The following is a 24872-nucleotide window of genomic DNA, read 5'->3' as shown; positions in this document are numbered from 1 at the left end:
TTTTTTGATTGCCATCACCTTAACTGGTGAGGGCGTTGTTGTTCGTCAATACACCTACTTTGAGCCGGTTCACACTTTTCAATGAAAATTGCTAATCATTTTCACGACGAGTTATGTAGACTGGCCGCCATTAATATCGAGGCACTTGTACTACATGGCTGAATTCGAAACCACTTTTGCAGATCTGGGCCTGAAGGCCACTATCCTTGAAGCCCTTAACGATCTGGGTTACGAAAAACCATCTCCGATCCAGGCTGAATGTATTCCGCATTTACTCTCTGGTCGTGACGTGCTGGGCATGGCCCAGACTGGTAGCGGTAAAACTGCAGCATTCTCGCTGCCACTGCTGCACAACATTGATCCGGACCTGCGCGCACCGCAGATCCTCGTACTGGCTCCGACCCGTGAACTGGCTGTTCAGGTTGCGGAAGCTATGACTGAATTCTCTAAACACATGCGCGGCGTGAACGTGGTAGCCCTTTACGGCGGCCAGCGTTATGACGTGCAGTTACGCGCCCTGCGTCAGGGTCCACAGATTGTTGTCGGTACGCCAGGCCGTCTGTTGGATCACCTGAAACGCGGTACGCTGGATCTCTCTAAACTGAGTGGTCTGGTTCTGGATGAAGCTGACGAAATGCTCCGCATGGGCTTCATCGAAGACGTAGAAACGATTATGGCGCAGATCCCAGAAGGTCATCAGACCGCTCTGTTCTCTGCAACGATGCCGGAAGCGATTCGTCGCATTACCCGTCGTTTCATGAAGGATCCGCAGGAAGTGCGTATCCAGTCCAGCGTAACCACTCGCCCGGACATCAGCCAGAGCTACTGGTCTGTGTACGGTATGCGTAAAAACGAAGCGCTGGTACGTTTCCTGGAAGCAGAAGATTTTGATGCGGCGATTATCTTCGTGCGTACCAAAAACGCGACCCTGGAAGTGGCTGAAGCACTGGAACGTAGCGGCTATAGCAGCGCAGCGCTGAACGGTGACATGAACCAGTCTCTGCGTGAACAAACTCTGGAACGTCTGAAAGACGGTCGTCTGGATATCCTGATTGCAACCGACGTGGCAGCACGTGGTCTGGACGTAGAACGTATCAGCCTGGTTGTGAACTACGACATCCCTATGGATTCCGAGTCTTACGTTCACCGTATCGGCCGTACCGGTCGTGCGGGTCGTGCTGGCCGTGCTCTGCTGTTCGTTGAGAACCGTGAGCGTCGTCTACTGCGTAACATTGAACGCACCATGAAGCTGACCATTCCAGAAGCAGACCTGCCGAACGCAGAACTGCTGGGCAAACGCCGTCTGGAAAAATTCGCCGCGAAAGTACAGCAGCAGCTGGAAAGCAGCGATCTGGATCAGTACCGCGCACTGCTGGCGCAAATCCAGCCGACCGTGGAAGGTGAAGAGCTGGATATCGAAACTCTGGCTGCAGCGCTGCTGAAAATGGCACAGGGCGAACGCGCTCTGATCGTGCCGCCTGATGCTCCGATGCGTCCTAAGCGTGAGTTCCGTGAGCGTGATGAGCGTTTCGAACGTCGTGGTAACGATCGTAATGACCGTGGCCCACGTGGCGACCGTCCTGAGCGTAGCGGTGAAGACCGTCCACGTCGTGAGCGTCGTGACGCTGGCGATATGGAGCTGTACCGCATTGAAGTTGGCCGTGATGATGGTGTTGAAGTTCGTCATATCGTTGGCGCTATCGCTAACGAAGGCGATATCAGCAGCCGTTACATCGGTAACATCAAGCTGTTCGGTACTCACTCTACCATCGAACTGCCAAAAGGCATGCCGGGCGAAGTTCTGCAGCACTTTACTCGCACCCGCATCCTGAACAAGCCGATGAATATGCAGCTGATGGGCGATGCCCAGCCGCGTCCTGATCGTGGTCCTCGCCGTGAAGGCGATCGTCCAGCGGGCGAACGTCGTAGCTTCGGCGGCGGCGAGCGTCGTGAAGGCGGTCGTGGTCCTCGTCGTGATGGCGCAGCACCAGCCGGTGCAGGTCGCTTCAGCGGTGAACGTCGTGAAAACCGTGGTCCACGTCGTGAAGAAGGCACCAGCCGTCGTCGCGACGCGTAAAGCGTAGTTTCAGCGTAAAGTAATCATTACAGCCCCGATAAAGACTATCGGGGCTTTTTTTATTCCATTTGTACTATCGTACTGGTACAGTGCGACACATTAAAATGCAGTAGCAAAATGATCAACTGGAGAAATGGCTGTATGGCGACACTAACCACCACTCAAACGTCACCTTCGCTGCTTGGCGGCGTGGTGATTATCGGCGGGACGATTATTGGTGCAGGGATGTTTTCTCTGCCGGTGGTCATGTCCGGTGCGTGGTTCTTCTGGTCGCTGGCAGCGCTGGTGTTTACCTGGTTTTGCATGCTGCATTCCGGGCTGATGATCCTCGAAGCTAATCTGAACTATCGCATCGGGTCGAGCTTCGACACCATCACCAAAGATCTGCTGGGTAAAGGATGGAACGTCGTGAATGGCATCTCTATTGCCTTCGTGCTTTACATACTGACCTACGCCTACATTTCTGCGAGTGGCTCGATACTGCATCATACGTTTTCCGAAATGTCGCTGAACGTTCCGGCACGCCTCGCGGGACTGGTCTTCGCGCTGGCAGTGGCGTTTATCGTCTGGATGAGCACCAAAGCGGTGAGTCGCATGACCGCCATCGTACTGGGCGCCAAGGTCATCACCTTCTTTCTGACCTTCGGAAGCCTGCTGGGGCACGTCACACCAGCAACACTGTTTAACGTGGCAGAAAGCCACGCATCATACTCACCGTATTTGCTGATGACTCTGCCGTTCTGTCTGGCATCGTTTGGTTATCACGGCAATGTACCGAGTCTGATGAAGTATTACGGCAAAGATCCTCGCACCATTATTCGCTGCCTGGTTTACGGTACGCTGCTGGCGCTGGGTCTGTACGTGATTTGGTTGCTGGGGACGATGGGCAATATCCCGCGCCCTGACTTTATCGGTATCGCCCAGAAGGGCGGTAACATTGATGTGCTGGTGCAGGCGCTGAGCGGCGTGCTGAACAGCCGTAGCCTGGATCTGCTGTTGGTCGTCTTCTCCAACTTCGCGGTGGCCAGTTCATTCCTGGGGGTGACCCTGGGCCTGTTTGACTACCTGGCCGACCTCTTTGGCTTTGATGATTCCGCAACCGGGCGTTTGAAAACCGCACTGCTGACTTTCCTGCCGCCGATTGTGGGTGGTCTGCTCTGGCCGAACGGTTTCCTGTATGCCATTGGTTATGCTGGTTTAGCAGCCACCATCTGGGCGGCGATCGTTCCGGCGCTGCTGGCAAGAAAATCACGTAAACGCTTCGGTAGCCCAAAATTCCGCGTCTGGGGCGGAAAGCCGATGATTGCGCTGATTCTGGTCTTTGGTGTCGGCAACGCACTGGTCCATATTCTGTCGAGCTTTGATCTATTGCCGGTGTATCAGTAAACAAAAAGCCCGGCAGGCGTGACGCTTACCGGGCTTTTTGTCCCTCTCTCTGAAGAGAGATGAAGAGCTTAACGACGGACTAGCCCAGCAGTTCCTCTTTCACCTGCATTGCCAGATCAAACGAATGCAGACGGGCCTGATGATCGAAAATCTGGCCGTTAACCATAATCTCATCCGCCTGCGTTTCGCGCAGAACCGACTCCAGTCCATGACGTACTTTAGCCTTATCGCCCACCAGCGACATACTCAACGCCTGCTGCACACCGTACTGTTCCGACGCTGACCATAGCTGATGCATATTCTCCACCGGCGGCGGGAGTTGTCCGCTCTCGCCACGGCGCAGCTTCGCAAAAGCCTGCTGCATCGAGGTAAAGAGGAATTCCGCATCGCGGTTGCTGTCGGCGGCGATGATGTTGATACAGACCATCGCGTACGGTTTTTCCAGCCGTTCGGACGGTTTGAAGTGGGTGCGATAGAGATGCAGCGCCTGGTGCAGCATATCCGGAGCAAAGTGAGAAGCGAAGGCAAAAGGCAGGCCGAGCTGGGCCGCCAGCTGTGCACTGTAGAGGCTTGAGCCTAATAGCCACACCGGGATCTTTTCGCCATAGCCTGGAACCGGCCGCACCTGCGGATTGGGATCACGCGCATCGAACCAGTCCACCAGCTCTGCCACGTCACGCGGGAAGTTATCAATATCGCCGCTCATATGGCGACGCAGCGCGCGCATGGTGGGCTGATCGCTGCCAGGCGCACGTCCAAGCCCTAAATCAATTCGCCCTGGGTAGAGCGTATTCAGCGTACCAAACTGCTCAGCGATCACCAGCGGGGAGTGGTTCGGAAGCATCACGCCGCCCGAGCCGAGATGCAGCGTGGTGGTATTCGCTGCCAGATAACCAATCAGCACCGAAGTCGCGGCGCTGGCGATACCCACCATATTGTGATGCTCCGCCAGCCAGTAGCGATGATATCCACGCTGTTCAGCGAGACGAGCAAGATCCAGAGAATGAGAAAAGGCCACTCCTGCAGAGGAGCCTTCAGGGATCGGTGCCAGATCGAGCACCGAAAAGGGAATGGATTTATCTGTCATAGCAGCTCACTTTGTCGACGGTGAATCTTTTAATATTGCATTAAAATTTAATAACCGTTGTTAACAAAGTGAGCTTTTACGCGTCAACCCTTAAGCTGCTGTCTGGCGACAGCTTAAATGATTTTGGGTAAATTCAGGCCTGTAGCTCCAGCCCGGCGAGACGTTTCCAGTAACCGTTGCAGTCGCTGTTTGCTGTCAGCGGTAGGGGCGCGGCCCCGTTTTCATTGGCGCGAAACGCATCCAGCATCGCAAACACGTCAGTATCCAGCGGTGACAGGCGCACCATATCCACGACGCCTTTCATCGATGTTAATTCGTTGCCCAGGTTGTAAACATAGCCGCTCATGGTCTGAATGCCGTTAAGCACAAAGACTTGCTGATTTTCCTGCGACAGCACACTGCGCCCGTTGGGATATTTGATGCAGCAGGTTTCGCACTCATCTTTAGGGCGATCTTCTGAGCGAGCGGTAAAGCAACGCGCGGAATACGCCAGCGGCAGATGCCCGTAACTCAGTACTTCCACTTCGAACCGATCGCGAATACCCAGCTCTTCGCATTGATTCAGCAAATTAATGAGCCAGTCTCGTGACAGCTCCACCGGCATGCACCAACGCGTCATCCCCTGTTTCAGCAGCAGGCGCAGCGTGACAGCGTTATAGCAGTTCAACGCATGCCCAGCGACAAACGGCAGTTTGCGCTCGGCGCACATATTCACCACGCCAAGATCGCTCGCTTCCAGCAGGAAATCACCGTTCTCGACGTAGCGTTTAATCTCGCCCAGTTCCGATGACGCCTGCACCAGTGCAAGCGTTGAAAGCACCACCTGCTTGCCGCTGCCGGCGAGGCTTTTCGCCATATCCAGCCAGTCGCCCACTTTGGTTGCCCGACGCTTGCTGCACACCGATTCACCGAGATAAATCGTGTCGGCGCTACTGGCCGCCGCCTGCTGGTAAAAGTCCTCCAGCGTCTCTTTTGACCAGTAATAGAGCACCGGTCCTAATGAATATTTCATGAGTTATCTCACTGCCATTTACGGTGATACGCACCAAGCGTAGTTTGCGTGCCTTCGGACATTGCCCCGAGGGTCTCCATCCAGGCCGGCTGCGGCGCATAGTTCTGCGGGTCAGCCATACAGCGATCAATCGCCTGACGCCACACTTTCGCCACCTGGCTGACGTACGCCGGGCTGCGCTGGCGGCCTTCAATTTTGACGGAGGCGATATTGGCCGCCAGTAGCTCCGGAAGTAATTCCAGGGTATTGAGGCTGGTCGGTTCTTCCAGCGCGTGATAACGCTCGCCGTCCACCAGATAACGGCCTTTGCACAGCGTCGGATAGCCCGCATTTTCGCCATCCTGATAGCGGTCGATCAGCACATCGTTCAGGCGTGATTCCAGCCCCTGCGGCGTCTGCTGCCAGCGGACAAAGCGGGCAGGGGAGCATGCCCCAACGGTGTTCGGCGATTCGCCGGTTAAATAGGATGAGAGGTAGCAACGGCCCTCAGCCATGATGCACAGGCTGCCGAAGGCAAAAACTTCCAGTGGCACTGGCGAGACGCGCGCCAGTTGCTTAACCTGATGAATAGACAGCACGCGCGGTAACACCACGCGGGCGACGTCAAAGTGACGATGATAAAAGCGGACGGCTTCTTCGTTGGTGGCCGAGGCCTGAACAGAGACATGGCGCTCAATATGCGGATAGCGTTCTGCGGCATACTCCAGCATAGCGAGGTCGGCGAGGATCAACGCATCCGCCCCTAGCTGTGCCGCCATATCCACGGCGCGCTGCCAGCGCGCATAGCCATCAGGATGCGCAAACGTATTGATGGCAATATGTAACTTGCGGCGATGCTGGTGAACGAAGTTCACCGCTTCCTGGAGTTTTTTCTCCGTGAAGTTGAGACCCGCAAAATGACGGGCATTGGTGTCATCTTTCAGCCCGATATAGACCGCATCGGCACCGTTTTCGATGGCCGCTTTAAGTGCCGGAAGGTTTCCGGCTGGACAGAGCAGCTCCATAATTTATCCTGACGTTCGCTGCCCAGAGGGCACAAAATTGTTAACGAACGGGGAGTTTAATTAACCTCCACGCGACAATTTTTGATTTAAGGCAGTTAATGGCGTATTGATGACACCAATAATGAATGATACCGGAAGACGGTTTGTTGATTTACGCCGCTACGGCCGCCGCCGTATATGGCAAAATATCGGGATTATCGCTATCAGGGAGTAAAGCTCGTGCTGGAAAAACTGCGTTCACGACTCGTACAATTTGGTCCATCAATGCTGAGCGTGCCGGTAAAACTCACGCCGTTCGCCCTTAAGCGTCAGCTTCTGCAGCAAGTGCTGAGCTGGCAATTTCGGCAGGCCCTTGAAGAGGGCGAGCTGGAGTTTCTCGAAGGCCGCTGGCTGAGTATTGAAGTACGTGACATTGGACTGCGCTGGTTTACATCCGTTGAGAACGATCGGCTGATCGTCAGTGAATCAGCCATCGCGGATGTCAGTTTCAGCGCGAACGCCAGCGATCTGTTGATGATCGCCGCGCGTAAACAGGACCCGGACACACTCTTTTTCCAGCGCCGTCTGGTCATTGAAGGCGATACCGAGCTGGGCCTGTACGTCAAAAATTTAATGGACGCCATTGAGCTGGATCAGATGCCTAAGCCGCTGCGCACGGCGCTGATGCAAATGGCTGATTTTGTTGAGGCTGGTCTGAAAAACCCGCCTGAAAGTAAACACACTTCAGTAGGTGAGCCATGCTGATTCGAGTTGAAATTGGGATTGATGCTCCTGGTATTGATGCATTATTACGTCGTTCGTTCCCTGAGGACGGCGAGGCCCGACTGGTCCACGATCTCCGTGAAGACGGACTGATCACGCTGGGGCTGGTGGCAACGGATGACGAAGGCCAGGTGATCGGTTATGTGGCGTTCAGTCCGGTGGCTGTTCAGGGTGAGGAACTCCAGTGGGTCGGAATGGCGCCGCTGGCGGTAGATGAACACTATCGCGGTCAGGGTCTGGCACGGAAATTAGTGTATGAAGGGCTGGATTCACTGAATGAGTTTGGCTACGCGGCGGTCGTGGCACTGGGCGATCCGGCGTTCTATGGACGCTTAGGCTTCGAACCGGCTGCCGATTACGATCTACACTGTCGCTGGCCGGGAGCCGAGTCTGCATTTCAGGTGCACCGTCTGGCCGACGATGCGTTTAATGGCGTGAATGGTCTTGTGGAGTATCACGACCACTTCAATCGCTTTTAACCGCCAGCGTTTGCAGGCTCTCACGTAGCGCCTCAAACGAACCATCCCCGGCGACGAGGCGCTCTTTCTGGCGCTTCGTCATCTGCTTGATGCGGTATTCCATCTTCAGCGCCAGTGAGCGCTCACCAACGGGTGCCGAAAAGGCAAGCATCAGTTCACCTTTACCCCGCAGCGCTTTGGCCCCTTTCCCCGACTGATGCTCAAGGAAACGCCGGGCAACATCGGTTGTCACTCCCGTATAGAGCGCATTATTAGCCGTTCGGACTAGATAGAGAAACCAGCACACAGTACGTTTATTCAGTATGTTAAGGTGAACGCAAGATAGCATGAGAGAGAACGAAAATGGAAACTCTGGCTGCCATTAACCGCTGGCTGGCAAAGCAGCATGTCGTGACCTGGTGTGTCCATCAGGACGATGAGCTGTGGTGTGCGAATGCATTTTATTATTACGATCCGGTGAAGGTCGCATTTTATCTGTTAAGTGAAGATAAAACGCGGCATGCGCAAATGACCGGCCAGCAAGCCAAAGTCGCCGGGACGGTAAACGGGCAGCCTAAGAACGTCGCACTGATTCGTGGCGTGCAATTTAAAGGTGAGATCCGTCGTCTGGAGGGGGAGGAAAGCAACGCCATGCGTCAGCACTACATGCGTCGCTTTCCTGTTGCCCTTGCGTTGTCAGCGCCCGTTTGGGAAATTCGTCTCGACGAAATAAAATTCACCGACAACACGCTGGGCTTTGGTAAAAAACGTCACTGGTTACGCGCCGAGCAGGCGTAACGCTTCGCGGTTAAATGCGGGCAGATCGTCAGGCGTTCGGCTGGTCACCAGCTGATCGTGGTCAACCACCACTTCCTGATCGTAAAAATCCGCGCCCGCATTTTTAAGATCGATGACGATCGGTTTGACGGCGGTCAGCTTACGGCCTCGCACCACTTCAGCGCTAATCAGTAACTGTGGCCCGTGACAGATAGCAAAGACCGGTTTGCCGCTGGCAACAAAATCGCGCGTGAACGTCACAAAGCGCTCATCGCCTCGCAGCGTATCCGGAGAATGGCCGCCAGGCAGCAGAAGGGCGTCAAACTGTGCCGGGGTCACGTCATCAATGGATTTATCAATAGTGACACTGGCCTCACCTTTATGGCCTTTCACCGTTTTCCCTGCTTGCTTATCAATCGTAACGACTTCATGCCCCGCTTTGCGGAACGCCTCGGCAGGAGAGGTGAACTCTGAGTCTTCAAACTCGTCGGTAATCAAGACGGCTATTTTCTTGCTCATGTTTCCTCCATTGTTCTGGCTTCAGACAGATTTTTCGTTGTTTGTGGTAAATACTTACCCGTAACAGACTTCTAAGTGTGGTTGAGCAGGCTGAAATCGCAAACGGACTAATCTGCAAAGGAGAAAAGATGAGCCAGGTATTATTAACAGGTGCAACCGGGCTGGTGGGTGGGCACTTACTGCGGATGCTGATCCAGGATCCGCGGGTAAATTACATCGCGGCTCCGACCCGTCGTCCATTGGCCGATATTCCGGGTGTGTTCAATCCTCACGATCCGCAGCTGACCGATGCGCTGGCCCAGGTGAAGGATCCCGTTGATATCGCCTTTTGCTGTCTGGGGACGACCCGACGCGAAGCCGGAAGCAAAGAGGCGTTCATTCATGCCGACTATACGCTGGTGATAGACACGGCATTAACGGCTAAAAAACTCGGAGCCACTCATTTTTTGGTGGTGAGTTCGATGGGCGCGAGCCCCCGTTCGCCGTTCTTTTACAACAAGGTAAAAGGACAAATGGAAGAGGCGCTGATGGCGCAGAAATGGGACCGGCTCACCATAGTGCGTCCTTCGATGCTGATGGGCGATCGTGAAAAGCATCGCTTCAGCGAATCGCTGTTTGCTCCATTGTTCCAGCTTTTTCCCGGGAACTGGAAATCAATCGATGCACGTGATGTGGCGCGGGCGATGCTCAAAGAGGCGATGTCCCCGGCGCAGGAAGGCGTCAATATTATTCCCTCGGCAAAACTGCGTGATATTGCCAAAGGCGAGGCGTAAACTCGCCGGGCAAAATTAATCACACTCCCCGGGGAATGCTATGACTGGTCAGTCTTCATCTCAGGCGGCAACGCCATTTCAGTGGTGGAAACCCGCACTCTTTTTCATCGTCGTTATTATTGGTCTCTGGTATGTGAAATGGCAGCCCTATTACGGCAAAGCGTTTACTGCCGCCGAAACACATAACATTGGCAAATCTATTCTTGCGCAGGCGGACGCCAGTCCACTGCAGGCGGCATGGGATTACGCCATGGTCTACTTCCTGGCCGTATGGAAAGCCGCTGTGTTGGGCGTGCTGCTGGGATCGCTGATTCAGGTACTTATTCCACGCAACTGGCTCATGCGCACCCTCGGACAGCCGCGCTTTCAGGGAACTCTGTTGGGGACGCTATTTTCGCTGCCGGGAATGATGTGTTCCTGCTGTGCCGCGCCTGTTACGGCAGGCATGCGGCGCCAGCAGGTGTCGATGGGCGGCGCGCTGGCTTTCTGGATGGGTAATCCTCTCCTCAACCCCGCTACGCTGGTGTTTATGGGATTCGTGCTGGGCTGGCATTTTGCGCTGATCCGCCTGGTTGCCGGATTGCTTACCGTGCTGATTGTCGCCTCTCTGGTGCAGTCCCTGGTCAGAGAAAAAGAGGTACAGTCTGTGGCGACAGAGATGAGCGCGCCTGAGCCACAAGGTGATTTCTTTACCCGCTGGGGCAAAGCGCTCTGGCAGCTGTTCTGGAGTACCATCCCGGTCTACATTTTGGCGGTGCTGGTTCTGGGTGCGGCACGCGTCTGGTTGTTCCCGCATGCGGATGGCGCGATCGATAACACGCTGCTGTGGGTTATTGCGATGGCGGTAGCCGGATGTTTATTCGTTATCCCGACCGCCGCCGAAATTCCGATTGTGCAAACCATGATGCTTGCGGGGATGGGAACCGCGCCTGCGCTGGCGCTATTAATGACCTTGCCAGCGGTGAGTCTGCCGTCGTTAATTATGCTGCGCAAATCATTCCCGGCAAAAGCGCTGTGGCTGACCGGTGTGCTGGTCATCGTGAGTGGGGTGATAACAGGAAGTATCGCGCTGTTGTAATCACCTCGGATGGTGTGGCGCGCATTCGCTATGTGTCATTTACGCCCTCTCCCCAAAGTGGGGAGGGGAAAACTACACCGTTTTTATACACGCTAAGGCACGAATAACTTAACTCTTGTGAGAAATAAGGAGTGTAGTTATCCCTTCATATATACCTAAGAAAGGATTTCGACGATGTCACGACTTATTTATAACGGATTAACACACCGGCTTTCGCTTTTAGATGGCGACTATAATGTTATTGGCATATGGGAGGCTTATAACAATGTTGATTCTACAGCGACCATGCGGCATGTAAATAATGGTACTTATTCGATTCAGGATACAAGAACACCACACTTACACCCTGGTGATAATGCTGATGGACCATATGGGGCCTACGGAATTATTCGCTTTAATTATCCTGGGCATCGTGGTGTAGGCGTGCATTCAGGTCAGGCTCACAATCCCCGAGTGCCAGGTCCACAGCACTGGACTATGGGATGTATTCGCACCACAGATGAAGCCATGCAAAAAATTAAAGACTATATGTCAAACTCGCCACTTTCGACTATAGAGGTGCTGAATAGTAGCGGCCCGTCAAAGATGAAACCTAATCTCAATAAAGAAAATATTGATGTTCCAGCCGGAATGTACTGGATATGAAATCTATTTTTCTTCTCCTCGTATTGATAATAATATCAGGTTCCGTTTACGCCGAAGAGTGTTCAGACGAAGACTTCAATGCGGCTGATGCCACAATCCCGTTGCAAACCTGGAATGATGTAGCTTCATTTTTTAATAAATTTAAACAATGCGATGAGGGGTACTTAGCAGAAGGGGTGTCAACGGCTGTTAGCGTTTTGCTTGCAAGGCACTGGGAAGATTTTCCACAATTGCTGCAAGTTGAAAAGAATAATCCTGATTTTGAAAAGTGGATGCTAAAACATATTAATACTACAGCAAATGGAGAGGATATTGAGCTAATAATCAAAAATTCCTCCATGCGCTGCCCGCAAGGTGAAACCCTCATTTGTAATAAAATAGGCCAATCAGCAAAGCAGGTAATAAAAGAGTTTGATACCGAAGGTGCTGAAAATAAAACACTTTAGCCAATATTGATAGTGATATATTAGTGGGGCAATGCTCCACTAATTATTTTTCGTGGAATATGTTTCTCAATAATAATGAGCTGGAGCGCAAGCCATCTGGAGAGTTAGAGAAAGCCACTTTAGTGTAACTTTTCTGACTTTCAAACATCCATTCGAATGGGCGTTATTGATGATTTACTGCCCCCCCACAGGGAGAGGGCAGCGATAAAGTTACTTAATGTATGTAAACGCGGTGGTGACGTGCTTCACGCCGCTGACGCGGCTGGCGATATCGGCGGCGGCTTTGCCTTCACGGTCAGTAACCAGTCCGAGCAAGAAGACCTCGCCGTTTTCAGTGGTGACCTTCACGTTAGAGGATTTCACCTGATCGCTACCCAAAAGCTGTGAGCGCACTTTAGTGGTGATCCAGGTGTCAGAAGACGCGGTTCCCAGACCAATCGGCTGGCCCTGGCGCACTTCATTGAACACTTCTGTTGTGCCTTCTACACCCACGGCGATCTGCTTCGCACGCGTGGCGAGCTCCATATTGGGCGCCTGGCCTGCCAACAGCACTTTGCCCTGATAAGCCGTAACGTTAATACGCGCTTCTTTCTTGATCTGTTCGTCTTTGGACAGGGCGCTGTTTACGCGTAATTCCAGCGTACCGTCATCCACCTGGGTTCCCACTGAGCGTGGGTCAGTTGCCGCTTTGGTGCCAACGGCTGCAGTACCAACCACAGCCGCAGCAATACATCCCTGAAGCAGAAGCGCAGAAATAAGGACTGCGAGGGGCGTTAATGCCTTCATTAGAACTCCTTAATCATCCTGGTGAGGGAAAAGCGTGTTATCAATCAGATCGCATAAGCAGTTCACTGTCAGCATGTGCATTTCCTGAATACGCGCGCTGCGATGAGAAGGAATGCGAATTTCCACATCCTGCGGACCGAGAAGCCCGGCCAGTTCGCCACCGTCATAGCCCGTCAGCGCAACGATAGTCATATCGCGCGTTACAGCAGCTTCAACGGCTTTGACGATATCACGGCTGTTACCCCGCGTGGAAATCGCCAGCAGAACATCCCCGGCATGGCCTAAGGCGCGCACCTGTTTTGCGTATATTTCATCATGCAGACGATCGTTGGCGATAGCCGTTAAGACCACATTATCGGTATTAAGTGCAATGGCAGGTAAACTTGGGCGTTCTGTTTCGAAGCGATTGATCATGCTGGCAGCAAAATGCTGTGCGTTGGCGGCTGACGTGCCATTACCACAACAGAGGATTTTGTTGCCATTCAGCAGGGACTGCACCAGCGTCATCGCTGCGCGAGAAATAGCATCCGGGAGGGCTTCCGCCGCTGCAATCTGAGTTTGAATGCTTTCTGTGAAACAAACCTTAATTCTTTCGAGCACGTTATCCCTTTAAAACTTTGTTTTATACGTCTTCGCCAAAGGCGTTTTTAAACCACTCAATGTCGTTTCCGGTGAAGGCTACCACATCGAACCGGCAATCCACAGTATCAAAACTCCCATTATGGCGGGCGAGCCACAAGCGGGCAGTGTGTAATAATTTTCGTTGTTTGGCGAGCGTCACGCTGGCGGCAGCGCCACCAAAGAAGGACGACTGTCGGAAACGCACCTCAATAAACACGGTGACCTGACCCTCTTTCATGATCAGGTCAATCTCGCCGCCACGTCCGCGAACGTTGGCGGCGATAAAACGCAGTCCTTTGCCTTCCAGCCAGCGACGCGCTGTTAACTCCCACGCGTCGCCAGTCTGCTTACGGCTTAACTGGCCGGGACGATCTGCCCCTGCTGGTATTTGAGCCATGATAACTTCCTGTTAATCACACAATCCTGAGTGGCCGTCAGATCGCCGGTATTGCCGTTAAGCTCAAAGCCTGGCACCTGGCGCATCTGGGTAAAGTGGTTAGCCAGCGCCCACGCATCGACACCCATTGCATACAAACGTGCCAGAGAGTAGTCGTTACGCACGCTGCTCAGCGCCTGCTGCATCAGTGCCGGATTACTGCCTGCCAGCATCGGGATTTCGCTGTACTGCAGACCATCCATCTCCAGACGGAAATCCGGACCGGCCGTCCCCTGCGCGCTGCGCGAGCTGGCATACAGCGTGACGCCGCTCTGGCTGCCGTTGCGCATGGCGATCATCGGCTTGATGAAGGCGATCTCCTCTGGCGTGGCGACGATATACGCCGCATCCACTTTGCCGCCACCGCTAATTTGTGCATCGGACGGTGGCGCAGGAATGGTCAGTCCGCCGATAGTGACGCTCTGCTGTTGCGGCAGGCTTGCAGAAACCGGACTGCCGGTCAAGGCGATACCCGACCCGCCGTTGACGCCCGCTCTCAGTTCCGAGGTGGAACCAAATTTCTGCTGAAGTACTACGCTGCCGCCCAGCTGTTGCCACTCTTGGGCAAACGCATTCGCCACGCGGTCGCCCAGTGCGCTACGTGGAGTCAGCAGCAGCGGAGCTTGTTTTCCCTGCTCGTGGATATGGCGCGCGGCATCGCGAGCTTCATCTTCCGGTGAAAGGGCGAAGTAACAAATGTTTGCGCGATTCTGCACCTGCTCCGGCTGGTTGAGTGCCAGCACGTTCAGCGAGGTATTGCTCTTCATCAGCTCTTCGACGTTATTTTTCAGCAGCGGACCGACAACAATACTGGCCCCGTCCTGCTGGGCCTGCGCCAGAACCTGATCGAGCGGTTGCGAGCTGGTATCGTAAACTTTTAGCTCAGCGCCTGGATTCGCTGTGGTTGCGGCCACGGTTTGTGGCTGCGCGGCGGGCTGCTGTTCCGGTGCGGCGGTTTGCGGCGCAGGCGCAGCGACATCGGTTGCCGGGGCTGCTGGCGCTTGCGCCGGGGTCTGTGCCTGCGCTTCTGGCGCTGGCGCGGCTGCCGGAGGAGTGGTTGGCGCCGTGACCGGATTCTGCATCGTGCCCTGTGCAGGCGCTTGCGAAGTCGTTAAATCACTGGTTTCCGCCGCAGACGGGCTAATGACGTCATTCACGTTCGCGGCCTGGGCGGACTGATCGGGAATCGCATTCCCGGCTACCGCCGTCGTGCCATTTTTTGCCGCTTCAAAGCCCTGCTGAATGGTGCGACCGAATACCGCCGCCTGGCCGTTGAGCGGCAGCAGAAGGGCGATCTTATTCACGGAGGCGGGTTTGAAGTTTTGCACATTCACCAGCTGCGACGGCAGCATTTTCGCGCCCGGGTTTTGCGGATAACGCGTTTGCCAGTCGGTGATCCCTGCTTTAAGCATCTTTGGGTCGCTGCGGTTGTTGAACCACATCTGCTGCAAATCCAGCCAGCCCTGCAGCACATTTTCGTCGGCATTGATCACCAGGGTCTGCGCCTGTTCCGGCGTCATCGCGGAGAGTGCTTGCCAGGTCGCATCAATGTTCTTCTGCTTATCCGCCGCGTTCAGTAACGGCTCCTGAGCAATTAAAGCCCGAAGGAGTTGCAGTGAAGGACGCCCCTGCTCGGTGGCAATGATTGCCTGCCAGTAGCGCGCTTGCTGATTGTTTTCCAGCGCTTTGACGTCGATGTCGCTCAGGATCTTTTTCGCCGCCGGGTAATCTTTCTGCGCAATTTTCAGTTCAGCGGAGAGAAGGGATTGCTCGTGACGCTGGGTGTCGTTCAAATCCTGCGGCAGCTGGTTATACAGTTCGGACGCCTGCTGCGTCTTGCCTTCCTTCAGCAGTGAACGAATGGCAAGTAATTGCCAGTTGGTCTTGGTATCATCTGAGCTCTGCGACATTTGTTGCAGATAATAGCCGGAATCAGCCTGCGCAGTCCCCTGCATATGGGCAGCAGTTTGATCGGGCGCCTGGGTGCCACAGCCTGCAAAGAGTAAGGCTGCCAGCACGACAGGAAGGCTGCGCGAAGCTTTTGTTCGAAGAAACGTTAACGGTACCATACTGTATCCAGTGATATTTTTTAGGCAATGCTCAATATTAAATCGGCAATACGGACTAAACAATGAAACAACACGAAACGGCAGATAATTCTCAAGGCCAGCTTTATATTGTACCTACTCCTATCGGGAATTTGTCTGATATTACCCAACGTGCACTCACCGTTTTACAAGCCGTTGATTTAATTGCCGCTGAAGATACCCGCCACACCGGCCTGTTGCTGCAACATTTCGCCATCAACGCTCGTTTGTTCGCATTACACGATCACAATGAGCAACAAAAAGCGCAGATGCTGGTGGATAAACTCAAGGCGGGGCAGAACATTGCGCTGGTGTCCGATGCCGGAACGCCGCTGATTAACGATCCCGGTTACCACCTGGTTCGCACCTGTCGTGAAGCCGGTATCCGCGTGGTACCGCTGCCGGGGCCGTGCGCGGCGATTGCGGCTTTAAGTGCGGCGGGCCTGCCGTCGGATCGCTTCTGCTACGAAGGTTTCTTACCGGCAAAATCCAAAGGTCGCCGTGACACGCTGAAAGAACTGGAAGCGGAACCGCGGACGCTGATTTTCTATGAGTCCACCCACCGTCTGCTGGAAAGTTTAGAGGATATGGTCGCTGTGTGGGGGGAAGCCCGCTATGTGGTACTGGCGCGTGAGCTCACTAAAACCTGGGAAACGATCCACGGCGCACCCGTGGGAGAATTGCTGGCCTGGGTGAAAGAAGATGAAAACCGCCGCAAAGGCGAGATGGTGCTGATTGTTGAAGGCCATAAGGCGCAGGAAGATGCGCTGCCAGCCGACGCGCTGCGTACGCTGGCACTGTTGCAAACCGAGCTGCCACTGAAAAAAGCCGCTGCGCTTGCCGCTGAAATTCACGGCGTGAAAAAGAACGCGCTGTATAAATATGCTCTGGAGCAGCAGGACAACGGTTAACGGTAAACCGGGCGAGCGTCATGCCGCCCGGCCTGTTATCCAGCGACCGGTTCCCTCCGCCCTTGCGGGAAGAGGGAAGTGGGGCGAAGAATCAGGTCACCGGAGCCGGGTTAAATACCGCCAGTTGGTTATGCAATCCCCACTGATCGGAGAAGGTTTTCTTCCGGCCGCTCGCCACATCCAGGATGAAGTGGAACAGTTTCCAGCCCACGTCCTCAATGCTCTCTTCGCCCGTCGCAATGGTTCCCGCGTTAATATCCATTAAGTCATACCAGCGGTTCGCCAGCTCAGTACGGGTCGCCATCTTGATTACCGGAACCGCCATCAGACCGTACGGCGTGCCACGCCCGGTGGTAAAGACTTGTACCGTAATACCGGATGCCACCTGCTGCGTACCGCAGACAAAATCGCTCGCAGGCGTTGCGGCATAAATCAGACCGCGTTTGGTTGGACGCTGGCCTGGTGAAAGCACCTCAGAGATGGCGCTCTGGCCGGATTTAGCAATCGAGCCGAGGGCCTTTTCGACCACGTTCGCCAGGCCACCTTTTTTGTTGCCCGGCGACGGGTTAGCGCTGCGGTCGGTTTGCCCGAGATCGAGATAGTTATCGTACCAGGCCATCTCCTCCAGCAGGCGCTTACCCACTTCTTCATTGATGGCTCGCGGCGTGAGAAGGTGAATTGCATCGCGGACTTCAGTGACTTCCGAGAACATGACCGTTGCGCCACAGCGAACAAACAGATCGGAGGCATAACCCACTGCCGGATTCGCAGTGACGCCTGAGAAAGCATCGCTGCCGCCGCACTGCGTGCCGACAACCAGCTCTGAGGCCGGGCAGGTTTCGCGCTGGCGTTTATTCAGTTTTTCCAGATGGCGGACGGCAACCTGGAGAATATCGTCGACCATGGATTTAAAGCCGACGTGATGTTCATCCTGCAAACGGACGATGCTGGCGTCATCAACCGCGATGGCTTTGACATCTTCGGTGCCCTGCAGCAGACGCTCCGGCTGGAGCTTTTCACAGCCCAGGCCAATCACCATCACTTCGCCGCCAAAATTCGGGTTCAGCGCAATGTTATGGATAGTCCGAATCGGTACGACCGCCGCCGGGGCATTAATGGCGACACCGCAGCCATAGAGATGATTCAGGCCGACCACGCCGTCAACGTTCGGATATTTCGGCAGCAAATCACGTTCGATGATTTTGACCACGTAATCCACCACGCCCGCCACGCAATGCACGCTGGTGGTAATGCCGAGCAGGTTTTTCGTTCCCACGCTGCCGTCTGCGTTGCGGTAGCCTTCAAAGGTATAACCTTCCAGAGGCGGCAGCGGTTCAGGGACGCGAGTGGCCAGCGGTAGTGTATTCAGCGGCGGGGCTTTAGGCAGTTCAACTAATGATTCATCAATCCAGCTGCCCTGAGGTATCGCGCGCACGGCGTAACCGATGATTTCGCCGTAGCGGATGATTTCGCCATGCGCCGGAATATCGACCAGTGCGACTTTGTGTCCCTGGGGAATGTGTTCAATAAGCGCCAGGCCATCAGGAAAACGAGTTCCCGCTTTCAGGCCATTGTCATTAACAATGATCGCCACGTTATCTGTGTCGTGTACCTTAATATAGAACGCCGTAGGCGACGCTTGTCGAATTTCGATGTCGGCCATTGCTCATTATTCTCCAGTTAAATCTTAGATATTAAATGCAGTGACAAGAGTGTTTATTTTCTTATTGTCAGAAATAAAGACGCTGCTTTGTTGAATAAAGAATGTCAGGACTCGGAGGATAAAAATGTGACGAAGATCACTCCCCTGAGTGCGCATCACCGCCGTCTGGCGAGTAATGCGTAAATCTGTGCATCAGCGCCCAGATGATTGTGCATATGCTCAAAATAATGTTCTTAAATACGCATATAATTGAGCGATACAACAATGTGCAGGGCAGGGCTGATGTTTATACTTAATCACGATTTCATTGTATCTGGTTAATTAACTGATATTGCCTGCTATCAATAAATAATCAGTAAAACGATTCCAAAAATAATAAAAACACCTACACCGATGTACCTGAGGAAATTAAAATGTCACTGGATACTGCTGTAGAAACAAAAAAGGGTATTCATACCCGTCATTTAATATTGCTGATTATCTTTATTGTGACCGCGGTGAACTATGCGGACCGCGCGACACTTTCTATTGCCGGGACAGAAGTCGCGAAAGAGCTCCAGTTAAGTGCCGTGTCGATGGGGTATATCTTCTCTGCATTTGGCTGGGCCTATCTGCTGATGCAGATCCCGGGCGGCTGGTTGCTCGATAAATTTGGCTCGAAGAAGGTTTATACCTATAGCCTGTTCTTCTGGTCGCTGTTCACGTTCTTACAGGGTTTTGTTGATTTCTTCCCGCTGGCGTGGGCAGGTATCTCCATGTTCTGTATGCGTTTTATGCTGGGTTTCTCGGAGGCCCCGTCTTTCCCGGCCAACGCCCGTATTGTGGCCGCCTGGTTCCCGACGAAAGAGCGCGGCACTGCCTCGGCTATTTTTAACTCTGCGCAATATTTTTCTCTGGCACTTTTCTCACCGCTGCTGGGCTGGTTGACCTTCGCGTGGGGCTGGGAACATGTCTTTACCGTGATGGGTGTGATTGGCTTTGTTCTGACCGGGCTGTGGGTGAAGTTTATCCATAACCCAACCGACCATCCGCGTATGTCTGCAGAAGAGCTGAAGTTCATCTCGGACGGCGGCGCGGTAGTCGATATGGATCATAAAAAGCCAGGCGACAAAGCGGCAAGCGGACCAAAACTGCATTACATCAAACAGTTGTTGACCAACCGCATGATGCTCGGCGTATTTTTTGGTCAATACTTTATCAACACCATTACCTGGTTCTTCCTCACCTGGTTCCCGATTTATCTGGTGCAGGAGAAGGGAATGTCAATTCTGAAGGTCGGCATGGTGGCCTCTATTCCGGCACTGTGCGGTTTTGCGGGTGGCGTACTGGGCGGCGTGTTCTCAGACCATCTGATCAAAAGCGGCAAGTCTATTACCCTGGCGCGTAAGTTACCGATTGTGCTCGGCATGCTACTGGCATCGACCATTATCCTGTGCAACTACACCAACAATACCGCGCTGGTGGTGGCATTGATGGCGCTGGCATTCTTCGGTAAAGGCTTTGGTGCGCTGGGCTGGCCGGTCATTTCTGACACCGCGCCAAAAGAGATTGTGGGCCTGTGTGGCGGTGTGTTCAACGTCTTCGGTAACGTGGCGTCGATTGTCACGCCTCTGGTGATTGGCTATCTGGTGAGCGAACTGCATTCATTTAATGCGGCTCTGGTATTCGTTGGCTGCTCGGCGTTGATGGCGATGGTGTGTTACCTGTTCGTGGTAGGCGACATCAAACGTATGGAATTGCAGAAATAAATCACGATTCATTGAAGGTATAAGCGATGAGTAACGATATTTTCCCGAACAAGTTTAAAGCGGCCCTGGCGGCAAAAGAGATTCAGATTGGCTGCTGGTCTGCGCTGGCTAACCCCATCAGCACCGAAGTGTTAGGGCTGGCAGGGTTTGACTGGCTGGTACTGGACGGCGAACACGCGCCGAATGACATCACCACGTTTATTCCGCAACTGATGGCGCTAAAGGGGAGCCACAGCGCGCCGGTGGTGCGTGTGCCAACCAACGAGCCGGTGATTATTAAGCGCCTGCTGGATATCGGCTTCTATAACTTCCTGATCCCGTTTGTGGAAAATGTGGAAGAAGCGGTACAGGCCGTGGCGTCTACCCGCTATCCGCCAGAAGGTATTCGCGGCGTGTCCGTTTCTCATCGCGCCAATATGTTCGGCACGGTGCCGGACTACTTTGCCCAGTCCAACCAGAACATCACGATTCTGGTTCAGATTGAGAGTCAGCAGGGCGTGGACAACGTTGACGCCATTGCGGCAACGGACGGCGTGGACGGCATTTTTGTCGGTCCAAGCGATCTGGCTGCGGCGTTTGGCCACCTCGGCAATGCCAGTCACCCGGAGGTGCAGCGTGCCATCCAGCACATTTTCGCCCGTGCTAAAGCGCACGGTAAACCGAGCGGTATTCTGGCTCCGGTTGAGGCTGATGCTCGCCGTTACCTTGAGTGGGGCGCCACCTTTGTTGCCGTAGGCAGCGACCTCGGCGTATTCCGTTCTGCCACGCAGAAGTTAGCGGATTCCTTTAAAAAATAATCACCATCGATAATAGAGAGAGAGATGCAATTATGACACTGAAAGTTGGTTTTATTGGCCTGGGTATCATGGGCAAACCAATGAGTAAAAACCTCATTAAAGCCGGTTACTCGCTGGTGGTTTCTGACCGTAATCCTGAAGTCATTGCGGAATTGATTGCCGCTGGTGCTGAAACCGCGATCACCGCCAAAGCGATTGCTGAGCAGTGTGATGTGGTCATCACCATGCTGCCTAACTCCCCGCATGTCCATGAGGTGGCGCTGGGTGAAAACGGGCTGATTGAAGGCGCGAAGCCAGGGCTGGTGCTGATCGACATGAGTTCTATCGCTCCGCTGGCGAGCCGTGAAATCAGCGAAGCGCTGAAAGCGAAAGGCGTAGAGATGCTGGATGCGCCGGTGAGCGGCGGCGAGCCAAAAGCGATCGACGGCACGCTGTCGGTCATGGTCGGCGGCGATAAAGCCATTTTCGACAAATATTACGATCTGCTGAAAGCAATGGCGGGCTCCGTAGTGCATACCGGTGAAATCGGTGCGGGCAACGTGACCAAACTGGCGAACCAGGTGATTGTGGCGCTGAACATCGCCGCGATGTCCGAAGCGCTGACGCTGGCCACCAAAGCGGGCGTGAACCCGGATCTGGTGTACCAGGCTATTCGCGGTGGACTGGCGGGCAGTACGGTGCTGGACGCGAAAGCGCCAATGGTGATGGACCGCAACTTCAAGCCGGGCTTCCGTATCGACTTACACATCAAAGACCTGGCCAATGCGCTGGATACCTCTCACGGCGTCGGCGCACAGCTGCCGCTGACCGCAGCGGTAATGGAGATGATGCAGGCGTTACGCGCCGATGGTCTCGGTAATGCAGACCACAGCGCAATTGCATGCTACTACGAAAAACTGGCGAAAGTGGAAGTCACTCGCTAACAAAGACGGGCGCAGAAACGCGCCCGGTATTTTTGCCGCGTGCAGTAACAGGCTACAACTATGAAAATCGTAATCGCCCCTGACTCGTATAAAGAAAGCCTTTCTGCCTCCGAGGTAGCTCAGGCGATAGAAAAAGGATTTCGGGAAATTTTTCCTGATGCTCAGTATGTTTCTGTGCCTGTTGCTGACGGTGGAGAAGGCACGGTCGACGCGATGATTGCCGCCACTCAGGGCACGGAACAGCACATTGTTGTCACGGGCCCGCTGGGCGAACAAGTGAATGCCTGCTGGGGAATGTCCGGCGATGGTACTACCGCGATTATCGAGATGGCCGCAGCAAGTGGCCTGGCGCTGGTTCCTTCTGCAAAACGCAATCCGCTGATTACCACTTCGCGGGGGACAGGCGAGCTGATCCTCGATGCGCTGGACAAGGGCGCGCGCAATATCATTATCGGCATTGGCGGTAGCGCCACCAATGATGGCGGTGCCGGAATGATGCAGGCCCTTGGCGCGAAACTGTGTGACGCCAACGGGACGGAGATTGGCTACGGCGGCGGTAGTTTGATGGCGTTAAACAGTATTGATGTCTCCGGGCTGGATCCGCGACTGAAGAACTGTACCCTTCGCGTGGCCTGTGATGTCACCAATCCGCTGGTGGGGGATAAAGGGGCATCGCGTATTTTTGGCCCGCAGAAAGGGGCGGACGAAGCAAAAATCGTCGAACTCGATCGAAATCTCAGCCACTTTGCTGATGTGATTAAGAAATCCCTGTCCATTGACGTGAGAAATGTCCCTGGTTCTGGCGCCGCGGGCGGGATGGGGGCAGCGCTGATGGCGTTCCTCGGCGCGGAGTTACGCAGCGGGATTGAGATCGTCACCCAGGCGTTGAACCTGGAGGAGCATATCCACGATTGCACTCTGGTGTTAACCGGTGAGGGCCGTCTCGACAGCCAGAGTATCCACGGCAAAGTGCCGGTTGGCGTGGCGACCGTTGCCAAAAAATATCATAAACCGGTGATCGGAATTGCAGGCAGCCTGACCAGCGATGTTGGTGTGGTGCATCAGCACGGTATCGACGCGGTGTTCAGCGTGTTAAGCAGTATTGGAACCCTGGAAGAGGCATTCCGCGGTGCATTTGACAACATTTACCGCTCGTCGCGTAATATCGCCGCGACTTTACAGGTGGGGATGCGCACGCAAGGGTGACAGCGGGACGCAAACCCTCTATACTTCGCGCCGAAGCTGACCAGACAGTCGCCGCTTCGTCGTCGTCCCTCTTCGGGGGGAGACGGGCGGAGGGGAGGAAAGTCCGGGCTCCATAGGGCAGGGTGCCAGGTAACGCCTGGGGGGGAAACCCACGACCAGTGCAACAGAGAGCAAACCGCCGATGGCCCGCGCAAGCGGGATCAGGTAAGGGTGAAAGGGTGCGGTAAGAGCGCACCGCGCGGCTGGTAACAGTCCGTGGCACGGTAAACTCCACCCGGAGCAAGGCCAAATAGGGGTTCACAAGGTACGGCCCGTACTGAACCCGGGTAGGCTGCTTGAGCCAGTGAGCGATTGCTGGCCTAGATGAATGACTGTCCACGACAGAACCCGGCTTATCGGTCAGCTTCAACTTCTTCTAAAACAATACGTTGGTGTGTCTCAGGCCTTAATAGGTGAAAATGTGACACAGACTGTGATACAGACGAGGCACACCAACGGCTGTTCCATCCCGAATATCCTAAAGCGTGGCAACCGCTACTGCCTTCATTTCAGACTACCTTCAGGCGGTTTGTTCCGCGTGTCTCTAGGCTGCGATTCAGCCAGCAGAGCAAGATTTATATCTTCCCGTCTCTCTATGTTCATTTCTTTTGTAAAATCGTCCAAAATGGAGCCAGCCCAATTATTGGACATAGTGCAGAAAATGAAGAAGTTAGAACAAGACGATATTGATCGTTATTTGCTTAAAATTCAGGCAGATTTTTACGCCGCAGCAAAAAAAATTCCCTCAACTGTACGTAGCACCCTGCGAGAATCCGGTTCATTGGCTCGTGAAAAACGTAATGCGCATGATTTTGGGCTGCTACTTGATGGAACCTTTAAACAAGATGTTGAACCGCTGTCGACAGATTCAGTCATAGAGCAACTTGGTAGCCAGTTTGATCTTACGGGCATGGCGGATGAAATCGATTATTTGGCCTCAGAATACGATCTCCTTTGGAGACATTACTGCGATGCACATATAGCCTTTATGGATCAACGGCATTCTGATTATCGCCAGATCGTTAACTCTATGCGACCAGAAAGTGATTATGTTCCCGGTCAAGCTGCTAAGCCTGAAGAACCACAGACCCCTGCTTTGTCGCTACACGCTTTCGTCAGAAGATGTCGCCTTTGGTTTTACGGCACCAGCTTGCGATTGCTCTGATGTCGTCATCTCATCAACCACCATTTTCATAAAATCTTTTTGCATCGAGATATAGGCTGCGACCCCACCACAGCTATCAATGGCTATCTTATCTTTAGTTATCAATCTCCCTTTAGCTTTAAGCGCAGCTCCAGCTCCAGCGCCCTCAACGACAGAATTGTAAACAGCGTAGTAGCTCGGTGTATCTTTCTTCATACCCCGTGTTGCCTGCTTTATCAGTACATCCTCAGAACCTCCCTTCAGTGCCTGTTCACACCCAACAGTAACAAGCGTTTTGACATATGCAGCCAGGTAATCAGGATATGGCTGGATTTCGCCCGAGACCGCTCCACTAGCTACGGATGAGAAAGCGCAGAGCAACAGAGGTAACACAATAATTTTTTTCATACTTCTTCCTGTATGCAGACTTGACCGTTAAAATTCATAATAGATTTTATCTATCGAAATTATATTTTCAATCGTTTTT

General features: G+C 53.8%; 27 protein-coding genes and 1 other RNA gene. 17 read left to right on the top strand and 11 right to left on the bottom strand.

The window, feature by feature from the left end:
* Positions 1-81: 81 nt before the first annotated feature.
* The 3 genes from yrbN to mtr all read left to right on the top strand — a co-directional run bounded on the left by yrbN (position 82) and on the right by mtr (position 3463).
* Positions 82-162 (top strand): protein YrbN, encoded by an 81-nt coding sequence (gene yrbN / locus SOM82_RS18110; protein WP_097919743.1) that lies wholly within the window; start codon positions 82-84, stop codon positions 160-162.
* On the top strand, positions 155-2077 hold the full coding sequence (locus SOM82_RS18105) for a DEAD/DEAH family ATP-dependent RNA helicase (RefSeq protein ID WP_154126400.1): 1923 nt from the start codon (positions 155-157) through the stop codon (positions 2075-2077). Before yrbN ends, SOM82_RS18105 begins: the two co-directional genes overlap by 8 nt.
* Before the next feature lie 141 nt (positions 2078-2218).
* Positions 2219-3463: a tryptophan permease gene (gene mtr / locus SOM82_RS18100; protein WP_320460903.1), complete on the top strand. Its 1245-nt coding sequence runs from the start codon at positions 2219-2221 to the stop codon at positions 3461-3463.
* Positions 3464-3542: 79 nt separating this feature from the next.
* Here mtr and SOM82_RS18095 read toward each other — a convergent pair whose 3' ends face one another.
* The 3 genes from SOM82_RS18095 to ubiU form a co-directional block, all read right to left on the bottom strand.
* On the bottom strand, positions 3543-4550 hold the full coding sequence (locus SOM82_RS18095) for a luciferase-like monooxygenase (RefSeq protein WP_320460902.1): 1008 nt from the start codon (positions 4548-4550) through the stop codon (positions 3543-3545).
* 133 nt (positions 4551-4683) lie between these two features.
* Entirely contained in the window at positions 4684-5562 is an 879-nt protein-coding gene (locus SOM82_RS18090) for a U32 family peptidase (protein WP_154126397.1), read from the bottom strand.
* An 8-nt stretch (positions 5563-5570) separates the two neighbouring features.
* Positions 5571-6566: a ubiquinone anaerobic biosynthesis protein UbiU gene (gene ubiU / locus SOM82_RS18085; protein ID WP_015960579.1), complete on the bottom strand. Its 996-nt coding sequence runs from the start codon at positions 6564-6566 to the stop codon at positions 5571-5573.
* A 219-nt stretch (positions 6567-6785) separates the two neighbouring features.
* Here ubiU and ubiT point away from each other — a divergent pair, with 219 nt between their 5' ends.
* Both ubiT and SOM82_RS18075 read left to right on the top strand, forming a co-directional pair.
* A complete protein-coding gene (gene ubiT / locus SOM82_RS18080) occupies positions 6786-7310 on the top strand; it encodes a ubiquinone anaerobic biosynthesis accessory factor UbiT (protein WP_320460944.1) in 525 nt (174 codons plus the stop codon).
* Positions 7304-7807 (top strand): GNAT family N-acetyltransferase, encoded by a 504-nt coding sequence (locus SOM82_RS18075; RefSeq protein ID WP_320460901.1) that lies wholly within the window; start codon positions 7304-7306, stop codon positions 7805-7807. The genes ubiT and SOM82_RS18075 overlap by 7 nt, the downstream gene beginning before the upstream one ends.
* Here the strand turns inward: SOM82_RS18075 and SOM82_RS18070 are convergent.
* On the bottom strand, positions 7794-8135 hold the full coding sequence (locus SOM82_RS18070) for a GIY-YIG nuclease family protein (RefSeq protein WP_154126394.1): 342 nt from the start codon (positions 8133-8135) through the stop codon (positions 7794-7796). The two genes, SOM82_RS18075 and SOM82_RS18070, sit on opposite strands and share 14 nt — an antisense overlap.
* A 14-nt stretch (positions 8136-8149) precedes the next feature.
* Between SOM82_RS18070 and SOM82_RS18065 the strand changes: the two genes are divergently transcribed.
* Complete coding sequence (locus SOM82_RS18065) at positions 8150-8584, top strand: YhbP family protein (protein WP_320460900.1); 435 nt, start codon at positions 8150-8152, stop codon at positions 8582-8584.
* On the opposite strand, the gene SOM82_RS18060 is transcribed toward SOM82_RS18065, so the two are convergent.
* A complete protein-coding gene (locus SOM82_RS18060) occupies positions 8564-9082 on the bottom strand; it encodes a type 1 glutamine amidotransferase domain-containing protein (protein WP_154126392.1) in 519 nt (172 codons plus the stop codon). The two genes, SOM82_RS18065 and SOM82_RS18060, sit on opposite strands and share 21 nt — an antisense overlap.
* A gap of 128 nt (positions 9083-9210) precedes the next feature.
* Here SOM82_RS18060 and SOM82_RS18055 point away from each other — a divergent pair, with 128 nt between their 5' ends.
* The 4 genes from SOM82_RS18055 (at position 9211) to SOM82_RS18040 (ending at position 12024) form a co-directional block, all read left to right on the top strand.
* Complete coding sequence (locus tag SOM82_RS18055) at positions 9211-9855, top strand: NAD(P)H-binding protein (protein ID WP_320460899.1); 645 nt, start codon at positions 9211-9213, stop codon at positions 9853-9855.
* 40 nt (positions 9856-9895) lie between these two features.
* Positions 9896-10933, top strand: a complete 1038-nt coding sequence (locus SOM82_RS18050) for a permease (RefSeq protein ID WP_320460898.1) — start codon at positions 9896-9898, stop codon at positions 10931-10933.
* Between the two features lie 174 nt (positions 10934-11107).
* A complete protein-coding gene (locus SOM82_RS18045; protein WP_320460897.1) occupies positions 11108-11578 on the top strand; it encodes a L,D-transpeptidase family protein in 471 nt (156 codons plus the stop codon).
* Positions 11575-12024: a hypothetical protein gene (locus tag SOM82_RS18040; protein ID WP_320460896.1), complete on the top strand. Its 450-nt coding sequence runs from the start codon at positions 11575-11577 to the stop codon at positions 12022-12024. The genes SOM82_RS18045 and SOM82_RS18040 overlap by 4 nt, the downstream gene beginning before the upstream one ends.
* Before the next feature lie 210 nt (positions 12025-12234).
* Here the strand turns inward: SOM82_RS18040 and dolP are convergent, their stop codons facing one another.
* Genes dolP through SOM82_RS18020 form a run of 4 tightly spaced genes read right to left on the bottom strand, consistent with a single transcriptional unit; the run spans position 12235 to position 15936 of the window.
* Positions 12235-12810 carry a division/outer membrane stress-associated lipid-binding lipoprotein gene (gene dolP / locus SOM82_RS18035; RefSeq protein WP_154126387.1) on the bottom strand — a complete coding sequence of 192 codons (576 nt, stop codon included), beginning with the start codon at positions 12808-12810 and terminating at the stop codon, positions 12235-12237.
* Positions 12811-12819: 9 nt separating this feature from the next.
* Positions 12820-13410: a DnaA initiator-associating protein DiaA gene (gene diaA, locus SOM82_RS18030; protein WP_003861754.1), complete on the bottom strand. Its 591-nt coding sequence runs from the start codon at positions 13408-13410 to the stop codon at positions 12820-12822.
* A 22-nt stretch (positions 13411-13432) separates the two neighbouring features.
* Positions 13433-13828, bottom strand: coding sequence for a YraN family protein (locus tag SOM82_RS18025; protein ID WP_154126386.1), 396 nt, complete (start codon positions 13826-13828; stop codon positions 13433-13435).
* Positions 13786-15936: a penicillin-binding protein activator gene (locus SOM82_RS18020; protein ID WP_320460895.1), complete on the bottom strand. Its 2151-nt coding sequence runs from the start codon at positions 15934-15936 to the stop codon at positions 13786-13788. The genes SOM82_RS18025 and SOM82_RS18020 overlap by 43 nt, the downstream gene beginning before the upstream one ends.
* A gap of 62 nt (positions 15937-15998) precedes the next feature.
* On the opposite strand from SOM82_RS18020, the gene rsmI reads away from it, so the two are divergent.
* Entirely contained in the window at positions 15999-16865 is an 867-nt protein-coding gene (rsmI, locus tag SOM82_RS18015) for a 16S rRNA (cytidine(1402)-2'-O)-methyltransferase (RefSeq protein WP_154126384.1), read from the top strand.
* A gap of 91 nt (positions 16866-16956) precedes the next feature.
* Here the strand turns inward: rsmI and garD are convergent, their stop codons facing one another.
* The gene (gene garD / locus SOM82_RS18010) at positions 16957-18528 is read right to left on the bottom strand and encodes a galactarate dehydratase (protein WP_154126383.1); all 1572 of its coding nucleotides are present in this window, start codon (positions 18526-18528) and stop codon (positions 16957-16959) included.
* A 413-nt stretch (positions 18529-18941) separates the two neighbouring features.
* On the opposite strand from garD, the gene garP reads away from it, so the two are divergent.
* From garP to SOM82_RS17980, 6 genes are all read left to right on the top strand, one after another.
* Positions 18942-20276, top strand: coding sequence for a galactarate/glucarate/glycerate transporter GarP (garP, locus tag SOM82_RS18005; RefSeq protein ID WP_154126382.1), 1335 nt, complete (start codon positions 18942-18944; stop codon positions 20274-20276).
* Between the two features lie 26 nt (positions 20277-20302).
* Positions 20303-21073, top strand: a complete 771-nt coding sequence (gene garL, locus SOM82_RS18000; RefSeq protein WP_154126381.1) for a 2-dehydro-3-deoxyglucarate aldolase — start codon at positions 20303-20305, stop codon at positions 21071-21073.
* 32 nt (positions 21074-21105) lie between these two features.
* Complete coding sequence (gene garR / locus SOM82_RS17995; protein WP_154126380.1) at positions 21106-21996, top strand: 2-hydroxy-3-oxopropionate reductase; 891 nt, start codon at positions 21106-21108, stop codon at positions 21994-21996.
* Positions 21997-22056: 60 nt separating this feature from the next.
* On the top strand, positions 22057-23202 hold the full coding sequence (gene garK / locus SOM82_RS17990; RefSeq protein WP_320460894.1) for a glycerate 2-kinase: 1146 nt from the start codon (positions 22057-22059) through the stop codon (positions 23200-23202).
* Between the two features lie 32 nt (positions 23203-23234).
* Positions 23235-23613, top strand: an RNA gene (rnpB, locus tag SOM82_RS17985) — RNase P RNA component class A.
* Between the two features lie 289 nt (positions 23614-23902).
* Positions 23903-24406, top strand: a complete 504-nt coding sequence (locus SOM82_RS17980) for a hypothetical protein (protein WP_320460893.1) — start codon at positions 23903-23905, stop codon at positions 24404-24406.
* Here the strand turns inward: SOM82_RS17980 and SOM82_RS17975 are convergent.
* On the bottom strand, positions 24344-24793 hold the full coding sequence (locus SOM82_RS17975; RefSeq protein ID WP_320460892.1) for a hypothetical protein: 450 nt from the start codon (positions 24791-24793) through the stop codon (positions 24344-24346). The genes SOM82_RS17980 and SOM82_RS17975 overlap by 63 nt on opposite strands.
* Positions 24794-24872: the final 79 nt, after the last annotated feature.

The sequence above is a fragment of the Lelliottia sp. CFBP8978 genome, assembly GCF_034046055.2.
In the GTDB taxonomy this organism is placed as follows: Bacteria; Pseudomonadota; Gammaproteobacteria; order Enterobacterales; family Enterobacteriaceae; genus Enterobacter.
Note: the sequence above shows the minus strand (reverse complement) of the source record. Positions and strands in the feature narration are given on the sequence as shown.

Bases quoted from the DNA above. Each gene is read 5' to 3' on its own strand.
- SOM82_RS18050 (WP_320460898.1), top strand. From the start codon at position 9,896: ATGACTGGTCAGTCTTCATCTCAGGCGGCAACGCCATTTCAGTGGTGG.
- garK (WP_320460894.1), top strand. From the start codon at position 22,057: ATGAAAATCGTAATCGCCCCTGACTCGTATAAAGAAAGCCTTTCTGCC.
- SOM82_RS18045 (WP_320460897.1), top strand. From the start codon at position 11,108: ATGTCACGACTTATTTATAACGGATTAACACACCGGCTTTCGCTTTTA.
- SOM82_RS18020 (WP_320460895.1), bottom strand. From the start codon at position 15,936: ATGGTACCGTTAACGTTTCTTCGAACAAAAGCTTCGCGCAGCCTTCCT.
- garD (WP_154126383.1), bottom strand. From the start codon at position 18,528: ATGGCCGACATCGAAATTCGACAAGCGTCGCCTACGGCGTTCTATATT.
- SOM82_RS18090 (WP_154126397.1), bottom strand. From the start codon at position 5,562: ATGAAATATTCATTAGGACCGGTGCTCTATTACTGGTCAAAAGAGACG.
- ubiU (WP_015960579.1), bottom strand. From the start codon at position 6,566: ATGGAGCTGCTCTGTCCAGCCGGAAACCTTCCGGCACTTAAAGCGGCC.
- SOM82_RS17980 (WP_320460893.1), top strand. From the start codon at position 23,903: ATGAAGAAGTTAGAACAAGACGATATTGATCGTTATTTGCTTAAAATT.
- SOM82_RS17975 (WP_320460892.1), bottom strand. From the start codon at position 24,793: ATGAAAAAAATTATTGTGTTACCTCTGTTGCTCTGCGCTTTCTCATCC.
- SOM82_RS18040 (WP_320460896.1), top strand. From the start codon at position 11,575: ATGAAATCTATTTTTCTTCTCCTCGTATTGATAATAATATCAGGTTCC.
- SOM82_RS18095 (WP_320460902.1), bottom strand. From the start codon at position 4,550: ATGACAGATAAATCCATTCCCTTTTCGGTGCTCGATCTGGCACCGATC.
- SOM82_RS18055 (WP_320460899.1), top strand. From the start codon at position 9,211: ATGAGCCAGGTATTATTAACAGGTGCAACCGGGCTGGTGGGTGGGCAC.
- garP (WP_154126382.1), top strand. From the start codon at position 18,942: ATGTCACTGGATACTGCTGTAGAAACAAAAAAGGGTATTCATACCCGT.
- garR (WP_154126380.1), top strand. From the start codon at position 21,106: ATGACACTGAAAGTTGGTTTTATTGGCCTGGGTATCATGGGCAAACCA.
- rsmI (WP_154126384.1), top strand. From the start codon at position 15,999: ATGAAACAACACGAAACGGCAGATAATTCTCAAGGCCAGCTTTATATT.
- SOM82_RS18065 (WP_320460900.1), top strand. From the start codon at position 8,150: ATGGAAACTCTGGCTGCCATTAACCGCTGGCTGGCAAAGCAGCATGTC.
- yrbN (WP_097919743.1), top strand. From the start codon at position 82: ATGAAAATTGCTAATCATTTTCACGACGAGTTATGTAGACTGGCCGCC.
- SOM82_RS18060 (WP_154126392.1), bottom strand. From the start codon at position 9,082: ATGAGCAAGAAAATAGCCGTCTTGATTACCGACGAGTTTGAAGACTCA.
- SOM82_RS18075 (WP_320460901.1), top strand. From the start codon at position 7,304: ATGCTGATTCGAGTTGAAATTGGGATTGATGCTCCTGGTATTGATGCA.
- mtr (WP_320460903.1), top strand. From the start codon at position 2,219: ATGGCGACACTAACCACCACTCAAACGTCACCTTCGCTGCTTGGCGGC.
- dolP (WP_154126387.1), bottom strand. From the start codon at position 12,810: ATGAAGGCATTAACGCCCCTCGCAGTCCTTATTTCTGCGCTTCTGCTT.
- SOM82_RS18025 (WP_154126386.1), bottom strand. From the start codon at position 13,828: ATGGCTCAAATACCAGCAGGGGCAGATCGTCCCGGCCAGTTAAGCCGT.
- SOM82_RS18105 (WP_154126400.1), top strand. From the start codon at position 155: ATGGCTGAATTCGAAACCACTTTTGCAGATCTGGGCCTGAAGGCCACT.
- garL (WP_154126381.1), top strand. From the start codon at position 20,303: ATGAGTAACGATATTTTCCCGAACAAGTTTAAAGCGGCCCTGGCGGCA.
- SOM82_RS18070 (WP_154126394.1), bottom strand. From the start codon at position 8,135: ATGCTATCTTGCGTTCACCTTAACATACTGAATAAACGTACTGTGTGC.